The 10,191-nt window shown below is 58.6% G+C and carries 12 protein-coding genes; 8 read left to right on the top strand and 4 right to left on the bottom strand.

What is annotated here, in order from left to right:
- Positions 1-20: 20 nt before the first annotated feature.
- From OO306_RS03415 to OO306_RS03405, 3 genes are read right to left on the bottom strand one after another with little or no spacing between them, the layout of a single operon-like run.
- A complete protein-coding gene (locus OO306_RS03415; RefSeq protein ID WP_265967691.1) occupies positions 21-218 on the bottom strand; it encodes a hypothetical protein in 198 nt (65 codons plus the stop codon).
- Positions 212-1,486, bottom strand: coding sequence for a Y-family DNA polymerase (locus OO306_RS03410; RefSeq protein ID WP_265967852.1), 1,275 nt, complete (start codon positions 1,484-1,486; stop codon positions 212-214). Before OO306_RS03410 ends, OO306_RS03415 begins: the two co-directional genes overlap by 7 nt.
- Positions 1,476-1,904 (bottom strand): LexA family transcriptional regulator, encoded by a 429-nt coding sequence (locus OO306_RS03405; protein WP_265967690.1) that lies wholly within the window; start codon positions 1,902-1,904, stop codon positions 1,476-1,478. Before OO306_RS03405 ends, OO306_RS03410 begins: the two co-directional genes overlap by 11 nt.
- Before the next feature lie 102 nt (positions 1,905-2,006).
- Between OO306_RS03405 and OO306_RS03400 the strand changes: the two genes are divergently transcribed.
- The 6 genes from OO306_RS03400 to OO306_RS03375 all read left to right on the top strand — a co-directional run bounded on the left by OO306_RS03400 (position 2,007) and on the right by OO306_RS03375 (position 8,367).
- The gene (locus OO306_RS03400; protein WP_265967851.1) at positions 2,007-2,735 is read left to right on the top strand and encodes an SOS response-associated peptidase family protein; all 729 of its coding nucleotides are present in this window, start codon (positions 2,007-2,009) and stop codon (positions 2,733-2,735) included.
- 100 nt (positions 2,736-2,835) lie between these two features.
- Positions 2,836-3,834 (top strand): hypothetical protein, encoded by a 999-nt coding sequence (locus OO306_RS03395; RefSeq protein WP_265967689.1) that lies wholly within the window; start codon positions 2,836-2,838, stop codon positions 3,832-3,834.
- 347 nt (positions 3,835-4,181) lie between these two features.
- Complete coding sequence (locus tag OO306_RS03390; protein WP_265967688.1) at positions 4,182-5,159, top strand: TIGR03756 family integrating conjugative element protein; 978 nt, start codon at positions 4,182-4,184, stop codon at positions 5,157-5,159.
- On the top strand, positions 5,159-6,514 hold the full coding sequence (locus OO306_RS03385; RefSeq protein ID WP_265967687.1) for an integrating conjugative element protein: 1,356 nt from the start codon (positions 5,159-5,161) through the stop codon (positions 6,512-6,514). The genes OO306_RS03390 and OO306_RS03385 overlap by 1 nt, the downstream gene beginning before the upstream one ends.
- The gene (locus tag OO306_RS03380) at positions 6,511-6,816 is read left to right on the top strand and encodes a hypothetical protein (protein WP_265967686.1); all 306 of its coding nucleotides are present in this window, start codon (positions 6,511-6,513) and stop codon (positions 6,814-6,816) included. The genes OO306_RS03385 and OO306_RS03380 overlap by 4 nt, the downstream gene beginning before the upstream one ends.
- A gap of 9 nt (positions 6,817-6,825) precedes the next feature.
- Positions 6,826-8,367, top strand: a complete 1,542-nt coding sequence (locus OO306_RS03375) for a conjugal transfer protein TraG N-terminal domain-containing protein (protein WP_265967685.1) — start codon at positions 6,826-6,828, stop codon at positions 8,365-8,367.
- Here OO306_RS03375 and OO306_RS03370 read toward each other — a convergent pair.
- On the bottom strand, positions 8,356-8,718 hold the full coding sequence (locus OO306_RS03370; protein WP_265967684.1) for a hypothetical protein: 363 nt from the start codon (positions 8,716-8,718) through the stop codon (positions 8,356-8,358). The genes OO306_RS03375 and OO306_RS03370 overlap by 12 nt on opposite strands.
- Before the next feature lie 439 nt (positions 8,719-9,157).
- Between OO306_RS03370 and OO306_RS03365 the strand changes: the two genes are divergently transcribed.
- Positions 9,158-9,523, top strand: a complete 366-nt coding sequence (locus tag OO306_RS03365) for a DUF3085 domain-containing protein (RefSeq protein ID WP_086974472.1) — start codon at positions 9,158-9,160, stop codon at positions 9,521-9,523.
- Between the two features lie 298 nt (positions 9,524-9,821).
- A complete protein-coding gene (locus OO306_RS03360) occupies positions 9,822-10,145 on the top strand; it encodes a hypothetical protein (RefSeq protein ID WP_265967683.1) in 324 nt (107 codons plus the stop codon).
- Positions 10,146-10,191 lie beyond the last annotated feature (46 nt).

Below are 10,191 nucleotides of genomic sequence, written 5' to 3'. Positions count from 1 at the left end.
GCCGTTCCGAGCCAACCCTCCTAATCCTCGAGCAATGCCCATTCCCTGCCGGCGTCTGCGAGCTCGAGCATCTCTGCCAAATCTTCATCGCTGATCTCCCGCCGGCGATGGGCGGCATACGCCATCTCGTACAGCACCAACGCATGGCCGCACGGATCAGCTTGAAGGGCCGTCTGATCATTCAGTTCAGCGAGCCACGCCGCAGGAAGGCTCAGCATTTGACTGTCCACAACTGATCGATCCTGGTCGTAAACGATTGACTCATCATTTCCCTTCTCATCCCCCATTCCGGCGCCACCGGCACACTACCGGCGCGCATCGTCCCCCTTCCCCAGCGCTCGTTGATGTTGTCCATCACCTGCATCAGCCGGTCACATGCAACTGACTGCTTCAGCGCAAACAAATCCTCCGAAAACTCGCCGGGCTGCCGCAGGTCCATCAGCAGGATCTCTGCCTTGCTGTACCGGAACCCTTGCCGAAAGACCCGCGCGACTGCGTCGGTGGCCAGTCTGGTCATCAGTAGCGTGTCGCAGGTTGGGCATGGCAGCTCCACCAGAGCGCCCTGGGTGTGATGGGCCTCGTCCGGATTGAACATCCCCGTGCGGATGCTCACGCGCATGCGCTTGCACACCGATCCCTGGGAGCGGAGCTTTTCCGCCGCACGGCCGACATAGGTGGCCACGGCTTGCTTGATTGGCGCCAACTCGGTTAACCGCTTACCAAACATCCGGCTGCAGCAGATCTCTTGTTTGGGCGGTTCGACCTCATCCAGTTCAAGGCAGGGCGTGCCGGCCAGCTCGCGGGCAGTCTTTTCCACCACCACGCTGAACTTCTGCCGAAGTGTCCAAGCGTCGGCCTTGGCCAAGTCCATGGCCGTCCGGATGCCCATCGCCTCAAGGTGAGCCGTCATCCGCCGGCCAATGCCCCATACCTCCTTCACCTCGGTATTGCGCAGCACCCAATCGCGCTTGAACGGATCAGTGATGTCCACCACTCCGCCGGTCTGCGCCTGGAGGCGTTTAGCCGTATGGTTAGCCAGCTTGGCGAGCGTCTTTGTGCTGGCGATACCTACACCGACCGGGATGCCCGTGCACTGGAAAATTCTCGATCGAACCTTTCGCCCGAACTCGGTCAGGTTTTCAGGAATGCCGGATAGGTCAGCGAAGCACTCATCGATGCTGTAGACCTCAGTCGCCGGCACCATCGATTCGATCAGCGTCATAACCCGCTCGCTCATGTCGCCGTACAAGGCGTAATTGCTGCTGAACGCCACGACGCCGTGCCGGCGGAGCTTTTCCTTCGCCTGAAAATAAGGCTCCCCCATCTTCACGTAGGGCTTCGCGTCGTAAGACCTAGCGATCACACAGCCGTCGTTGTTGCTCAGTACGACAATCGGTGTCTTGGCCAAATCCGGGCGGAACACGCGCTCACAACTTGCGTAAAAGCTATTGCAATCAATGAGCGCGAACACCGGGTCACTGCGCATGATCACGGACGCTGTACCGGACCACACCCCAAACGACCAGCTCGTCACCTTCCATGATGTAGCGTGGGGGATACGCTGTGTTTTCCGACTTGAGGATTACCACCCCGTCACGACGGTGAAGCCGTTTGCATACCGGCTCGCTATTGACGGCCGCAATGACGATATCGCCGTGCTCCGCTTCTCGCCCCCGGTCTACGATGACGATATCCCCGGAATAGATACCGGCGCCCTGCATGCTATCGCCCTCCACTTTGACCAGATACACATGGGGCGCGCGGAGGTCGAATAGCTCATCGAGGGAAATATGGCCTTCCAAGTGATCCGCTGCAGGCGACGGGAAGCCGGCAGGAACGTGAAACGAATACAGGGGTAAGGGTTCAGTGCCGCCGGTGGGCACGCCCAAGAATGTGATGGTCATGATGGAAGGTCCAATGCAAACTGTATGCATATACAGTAGATATGGCATTGGGTGCCCGGTCAATCCTGGGCGGTGAAAATTCTGACAAGCGAGAGGCGGGTTATGTGCGGACGGTACTCGATGTATGAGTCGATGGATCACTACCTGCGTCAGCTATCGCTGGACCTGGTGGTGATTAATGGATATGACCACGAGCCAATCAGCCGCTTCAACGTGGCGCCTTCGACGCGTGTCGAAGTCATTCGCCAGATCGGTGAAGGCCTGAGTGTGGATCGCGTCAAATGGGGATGGTCGCCATTTTGGGCAAAGGGGAAACGTCCCGACCCGATCAATGCTCGAACAGAAACGGTGATGACGGGGAGGTTCTTCAAGGCGTTGTGGCCATACGGTAGAGCTCTAGCCCCTGCGAATGGCTGGTTCGAGTGGATTCCGGACCCAGCAGACCCCAAGCGAAAGCAGCCGTACTACATCACAAGCGCCGACGGCGCCCCGCTTTTCTTTGGCGCGCTTGCGGAAGTGCACCAGGGAATCGAACCGGACGACCACGATGGATTCGTGGTGATCACGGCAGCTGCAGATCAAGGCTTGGTCGACATCCACGACAGGAAGCCCTTGGTGCTTGCACCTGAGGTAGCAAGAGAATGGTTGGACCCAGGCACATCGCCCGAACGCGCTGCGGCGATCATAGAGACGGGATGCCGCCCTGCAGAGGATTTTTGTTGGTACCCGGTCGGCAAGGCTGTCGGTAACGTGCGCAATCAAGGGCCACAGCTGATTGAACCGGTTAGTGTGCAGGGCCACCAAGGCCGCCAAGGCGACCTAGAGCTTTGAGTTGGTATTCATTCACAGCCTGATACTGCGACTTGGCGATCTGCTAGAGTTGCCTGCTGTCACTCTGCCTACGTTTTGATGAACCTCACGGATATGGATCATGACACCCGATTGGAATTGGTTTTTCAGCACACTATCGCAATCAACTGCTGCCATCGTAGGTATCATCGGCGCATTCATTATTGCCAAGATATTTGCAAACCAAGCGTCGTTCTCCGAAAAAAACAACAGAATGAAAACACTTGTTGTTGAGTCCAAAAAGATTCTCGACAGAATCGACACAATTGCATTCGACTGGTACAACCAAGAAAAGAACTCAGCTGCATATAGCAGTGCAGCGAAAAAGATACATGAACTAGATTACGAGGAAGCTGCAGAAGTTACAGATGAGATGCTCCTAGAAATTTACGACGACGCTGCTTTCTCTAAGTTTTCAGAGAGAGGACCAATACTTGATAAATTGCGTGAAGAAGCTAACAACGTTTGCCAGCTAAATCTCGATAAACGTCTTCGGAAAGAAGCAGCTGAGCGGGCCAAAGAGGAAAGCGCTAGCGGACAGCTGACGGGCCTGGCTCAGTTCGCCGCAATGATGCGCTCCAACACAGAAATGTTTAACTTCGATACACGCAAAACGGTGTTGGATGTCGCGGGGTTCAATACACCTTGGGTCGAGCTGCGTAAGGAAAGGGAATTGATCACCGCATGTCATTTAGAGGCAAAACATCATGCCAGAGTGATAAGTGATTTCCTTGAATCTGTAAGAGGCAATCCAGAATCCCCACCCCAGATAACCTGGTCACTACTTTTTGTTGGAGGCATATTCCTCGCCGGCGTTATCTATCCGTTAACATTCATGCCGGCCGTCAGCACTCCCAACGTCTCCTTCACGTGGGCGGAGTTAAGCGCTGCATTTCTATCAGTTAAAGGGGGTTTACTTTCCCTGCTAGCCGCTGCTTTTTCTTTTGTTTTCTTGATGTTCACCCGCACAAATATCTCGATGAAGTACGCGAAGGAAGATATTGAAAAACTGGAAACATTATCTCTAGCCAACAATTACTGCGAGTACTTTAAATTCCTTGAGTCAAATCCTGATGATTAGACGAAGCCCGTCGGCGGGAGGGGGATGAGTGCTTTGGCATGCGCATGCCGACATCTGGGCCTGCGCAGAATGCTTCAAAGCGAATTCCTTCCTCTTTACCGATGAGGTCCCGGCCGAGATCCTCGAAGTCAAACGACCACCTCCGCCTCATCGCGCACAGCATTCGTTAGCGCGACATAGGAGTACACTTGTACTCCTGGCATGCTTCTTTATCAGCCCCCTTTATCTGGCCACTTATTAATACGATCGTCCTGGCTGCGGTTTGTCCGCCCACCACCTGCCTCGGATACGGGATGCTGAAACTTGGCGCACGGATGCACACCGCTGCCACCTGCCGAGCGTTGCCCATGAACGTCACCGCCTTCACCCGAAGCAAAGTGCGGAAATCCAAAAACGCTCGCCGTGGCCGTGCCTTCACCGCGGCTGCTCTGCTGGTAGCCGCCGAGCAGTGTCTGGCATTGACCACGCCAACGCTCATCGCCTCCATCTCTTCGCTGCAGTGCCTGGAGTACCGGGTCGTCGGCATCTGCTACTGGCTGCTCTGCACACCCTTCGGCTGCACGGTGCGAACCTCACCGAAGATCCGTCACTTCATTCCCGAGCTGGTGGTATCCAGCTATGCCGACACCGGCGCCAATCCCTGGAGCGAAATGTCGGCGCTGTCGGCGCCGACGCCGGCGTCGCAAGGGGGAGGCAACCTAATCACGCCCTCGCCGCTGCGCGATAACCTGCCCAGGTTCAAGAATGTCGACGGCATTGGCCATCCAGGCGGGGCAGCCCTCACAGCTCTCGCGCATACGTTCGGTTATGCGTGCCCAAGCGGAGCCGTACCGTTTGCGCCCTACTATCTCAGCACGCTCGACCCGCTGGCGTGGCGCCAGGCGATCCCCGAGTCTGTCTACCCACAGGCACTGGTCCCGGGGATGCGCGAGATCGGCAACCAGGCTCTCGGGGACATGTGGGGCAGCGTGTATCCGCGCCACGGTTTTCTGGTGCAGCCCGATGATTTCAAAGCGGCGGCCGTGATGGCCCAGCGCGCCAGCGACTTCATCACCCGCGTCGGCCAGCCGCACGTTTATCGGCCGCTGCAGCCGATGCCGGCTCCCGGCTATTGGCCGCCGCGGCCGGTGATGGAGAACAACGTCAACAACCATCGCTGGCAGTTGCTCGTCCCGGTGATCCAGAACACCTGCGCCATCTTTCCCAGCCCAACGATCCAGAGCGCCGACGGCGCCTATGCCTGGTCGCTGTGGCGGCCCTACCGTTGCTGCCAGCGTATGGGCCAGACCTTTCTGTTCAGCATCGACTTTGATGGAGGCCAATGATGAACAACCTCTTGCTCGGATTCGTGTGCTTCCTCGTGTGTGCCGCAGGTCAAGCTGCAGAGAACGACTACCACCTGGGTGATCAAGCCTCGGTCCTGGACGACCGCGTGATGTATACCATCGGTGGCGGTTCGGCGGCGGGCGCGCCCTCCTCGCTTTACCGACCCAATGGCCTCGGCGTGGGCATGTCATGGCGGGCCAACATGATGTGCGGAAACATGAACCTCTCGAACACCCTGCAAAACCAGCTCAATGGTGCAACCCAGGGCTTCCAGCAGATCATGGGCAACGTCATCCAGAACGCCACGCAGGCGGTGATGTCATTGCCGGCGATGATCATCCAGCGCGCCAACCCCGGGCTGTATGAGCTGCTGAGTAATGGCGTGCTGCAGGGGCGCATCGACTTCGATCGTTCCAAGCTCACCTGCCAGGCGATGGCGGCGAAAATGGCCGACAAAGTCGACCAGGCTGGGTGGGGCGCGCTGGCTCAGAATCAGGAAATGCAGCACAACCTCGAGCAGTCCGGCGGCGATGCCGTAATGGCGGTGAAAGATACCGAGTCGAACAACGGCAACAACGGCGTGAGTTGGGTCGGCGGGCAGAAAGCCGGTGGCAACGGCCAGCAGCCCATCCGGGTGACCTCGGACGTGGTCAAGGCTGGCTACAACCTGCTGCACAACCGGTCCGTCGAGGACACCTCGGCCGTCGGGTCGGCTTGCCAGAATGGCGCCATCTGCCAAGCCTGGTCGAGCCCCGAGGAGGCCTCGGAATGGGCGACACGGGTGCTCGGTGAAACTGAGGTGGAGACCTGTGACGACTGCGAGACGCTGCGTGTAACCGCCGGTACGGGCCTGTCACCGCTGATCCAGGAAACCTACACGGAACACCTGGAAGGCCTGCAACGCATGGTCTCGGGCGCCGACCAGCCTACCCCAGAGAACCTCAGCAAGGTCTCCAGCCCCTTGCTGCAGGTCTCGCGCGGCGTTATCGAGGGGCTGCGCGATGACCCAGACCAGAACTTGCTGGCCCGGCGCCTGGCCAGTGAGACCGCGCTGTCCAGCGTGATCTACAGGGCGATGCTGCTGCAGCGCACCTTATTCGCCGGCAGCCACGAACCGAACGTGGCGTCGGCACAGCCCGCCACCACTGCCCTCAATAGCAACGTCGAAACCCTGGAACGCGAGATCCGCTTGCTGCAAACCGAGCTGCAGGTACGTCAATCGCTGGCCACCAATACCGCCAGCCTGGTCCTCGATCGTCACGCCGGCGGTGCTGACGCTTCGCGAAACATCGATCAACGCGACCCGGAGCCGGACCGACTGCGACGGGCTGAACAGGAAAGGAGCACGCCATGATGCCGATTGCTGTGAGGTCCATGATCGCCCACGTGCTGCTGATACTCGGCGCCATGGTGATCATGTTGCTGATTGCCTGGATGGCACTACAACTGCCCGCCGCCCAACTGGATTGGCTCGTACCAACGCGGGCAACTGCCGCCTACTTCGCGTGGTGGCGCGCCCTGCTGTACACCCTGATCTTCACCGGTTGGGCCGCAGCGTTGCGCAGGCGGCCTGCGCCTGTGGACCAGCAACGGCTAAAGCGTCTGGGGTTGATCGGCTTCAGCTCGATCATTCTGGTCGAACTGTCTCGCCTGTGAGGTGCAGCCATGAACATGAGCACCAACAGCTACCTCGAGTACTACCTGTCACTGTTGGCCTGGATCATCAACAACGGCATCTGGAACACGCTGGCGGACACCGGGCTGTTCGCCGCCCCCTTCGGTGCGATCATCCTGCAGGAGTGGCTGTCGGCCCGCCAACAGGGCGCCGATGAGGGCAACAAGGGACTGCTGTCGATCCCTCGCGTCGAGAACCGGCTGTGGATGAGCTACGTGGTCATTCTGTTCGGCTGTATGCCGTTCTTCCCGCTGAACCTGTCATCCGTGACCTTCGACGATGCCGCGAGCCAGCGCTGTGGGGTGTCCATGGCCAGACCCGCCGACACGGCCTGGGGCACGACTTTCAACACCATCGGCGAGAAGTCAGCGAACGTGCCGGTGTGGTGGTTCCTCGTGCATGCCATGAGCAAAGGCATCACCGCCGCCGCCACCGCGTCGATTCCCTGTGCACCCGACATCCGTGCGATGCGCATGGAGATCGACAGCTCGCGCATCAATGACCAGGTGCTGTTACAGGAAGTCGCCGACTTCACCCGGGACTGCTACGGTTTTTCGCGCTCGCGGCTGTTCACCAACCGGCCCGAGCTGGACGAGTCGCAAAGCTACGATGCGTCCTGGATAGGCTCGACCTACCTGCTCAACACGCCGGGCTACTACGATACCGATCGCTCGCGAATGCCCAGAGTCGATTGGCCGTACGACGAGACCCGGGACACCTCCCTGCCTCAGCTCGACAGCGGCGCCGGCTACCCCACCTGCAAACAGTGGTGGAGCGACGGCACGATCGGACTGCGTGATCGCTTGGTGGCCAAGGTTGATCCATCACTGCTATCGCAGCTGCGGGGCTGGCTGACAGGGCACACCTCTACGGAGGTCGAAGACGCTACCTTGCGCGAGCTGGTGAGCCCACGGCAGCAGTCATTGAGTATGGCGCCTGGGCAGGTTTTTCAGGACTACGGCAGCAGCGCCCGCGGCGGTTCGCTAACGCAAGGGCTCAATAACCTGGCCACCAACACCGGCCTGGCCCTAGGCTCGTTCAGCAACTTCCCGGCGATGAATGCACTGCGCGCGGCATTGCCGATGGTCCAGGCCTTTCTGATCATGGGCACGATCATCTGTCTGCCGCTGGTACTGCTGATCAGCACCTACCAACTCAAGGCGCTCATGACGATCACATTCGCGCTGTTCACCCTGCACATGCTGACGTTCTGGTGGGAGCTCGCGCGCTGGATCGACTCCAGCATGCTGGAAACGCTGTACAACCAGGTATCGGTCACAGACCAAGCGCTGTTGTCATTGCCGACAGCAGGCTTCATGGACGGGACGGTGACCGCGCAGGTGATCGAGTACGTCATGGGGGCAATGTTCATTGTCTTGCCAGCTTTGTTCGTGGGCACTATGAGCTGGGCTGGCTATGCCGTAGGCAACGGAATCCAGAGCATGTTGGCATACGGGGGCAAGACTGGGGCGGACGCCGCCAGCAAAGGCTCAGCCCAATTGACGAGCGCCGGCAAAAAATCAATCAGGTGACTTACAATCACCTATGTAGTGGCCGTTGCTATCGTAATCGCCAATATAAAAATCAGCGCCCAAATAGTCCGGGGCTGTTTCTTCTCCGCTCTCCGGGGACCCAGTGTTCTCCCACCAGCGACGTAGCAGCGCAACTATCAGGTGGGTGATGACCAGCAAAACAAAAGCAAGAGCTACAGCAACAAGACCAAACAAGCAAAGCAATTTTCTAGCTGTTGTCAGCAACAATTGTCTACGCGGGCTTTGAGTCAGAATACTAGAGCCAGATAGCTTGGAGACCAAATTTCGCCAAGCTCTGCCCAGGCAAGAACCCAGGCGGCCCGAAAATGAAGGACGGATTTGACTTGTCATCTTGCACCTCCACAGGCGAACAGCCCGTTGGATCCAAGATTAAAGTCTACTCCTTTCCGAACTACGAACAGCACCGCTCATCGTTCAGCAGCAGGCTGAAACATCGCCTTGGAACGTTGTGGACTCGCAGCCTGATTGTGCACGGTTCCTGCCGTTGACCGCAGCCATCCTGCTTGGTATTGAGTAGGTGCAATCGCTGGTTTTCCAGCACCCCAGGTAGCCATAACCTTTAAGGCTACGTCACACATGTGATGGTTACCCCGAAATGCGATTCGCGTTCGGCAGCGCGCATGGTCACCGTTCCCTGGTGATGAACGCTTTCTAATCTTCCGGGTTCACTGAACCTGCGTCGTCGTCGCACCCTACTCACATCCATTCCAGTGCTGGGAACTCTCCCACATGGGATGGCGTTCCTCCGCACCCTTTGGAGGATCTCATCATGCTGCGTTTTACAGGCACTGAACTTCACGCCGTGTTGGCCGAGGCCGGTATCAATGGTTGCAGACTGATACTGGTCAAGGACCACGGTGTCTACCTCATGTCCGAGATCGGCGAAAGCAAACCGGACGGTGGCGGCCGCAAACGCGTGGCCTATGCCACTGGCTGCAACCCCAACGTCGACGACTTCGACACCTGGTGGAATCGGGCCCGCGAAGAATTCGGCGGCGATGATTTTGCCGAGTACTTCGACATCGATGATCCTGTCCTCGCCAGCCTTCGCGGCACTGCAGGATCATTGGTGGTAGAGGCCACCTCCACCCACCTGTACCTGGCCGCCGAGGTTGATCCGGCAGGCAAGTCTTGAACGCAGAAGCGAGCTCCACGCGTACCCAGAGTGGCACCTTAACCGGGCCACTCTGGGCGCCTCTCGCATCCATCTTCAGTCAGTTGAAGATCGCCGTTTGTCAGGAATCCAAGGCCGAAAATCTCCCTTGGAACACCCTGGACAGAGACCTCCATTGGAGGTACGGCCGGAGATTGACCTCACGTCCAAGCGCGGTTTAATACATGGACGCACCCTGCTCAATGCCTTGTTGAGATTGAGCAGATCCACGCACGAACCTCACATGAGGTGTCGCGGGATCAGCTACGCGGAGGTCCCAATGTCCAGGATGAAGCGCTTTTCCAACGCTGTGGTGCTGAGCCCAGGCGTTTGGCAGCAGTTCATTGCACCTGCCACAGGCGAGGAACCGATCGGACAGTCAGCCCTGCGTTTGACAGACCTGCTCAACAGCGTGCTGACCTCGACACCGCGTACCTCGCACTGCCCCATTGAGCTGCAACTCAACCGCTCGCGGCGCAACGGCACTTCGGTATCTGCTCACTTGCCCCAGCTTCAACTGGCTCGCATCACGCCACACAGCGGCCCGGTTTTTCTGCTCATCCGGCTGCCCGGCGAAATCGTAGTCGATATCGCCGCCCTCTGACCCTGTCAACACCGCTACTGCCTCACTACCCCACCGGGAACCCTTC

The organism is Pseudomonas sp. DCB_AW, from assembly GCF_026240895.1.
In the GTDB taxonomy this organism is placed as follows: Bacteria; Pseudomonadota; Gammaproteobacteria; order Pseudomonadales; family Pseudomonadaceae; genus Aquipseudomonas; species Aquipseudomonas kermanshahensis.
This window is presented reverse-complemented; position numbering and strand designations above follow the sequence as displayed.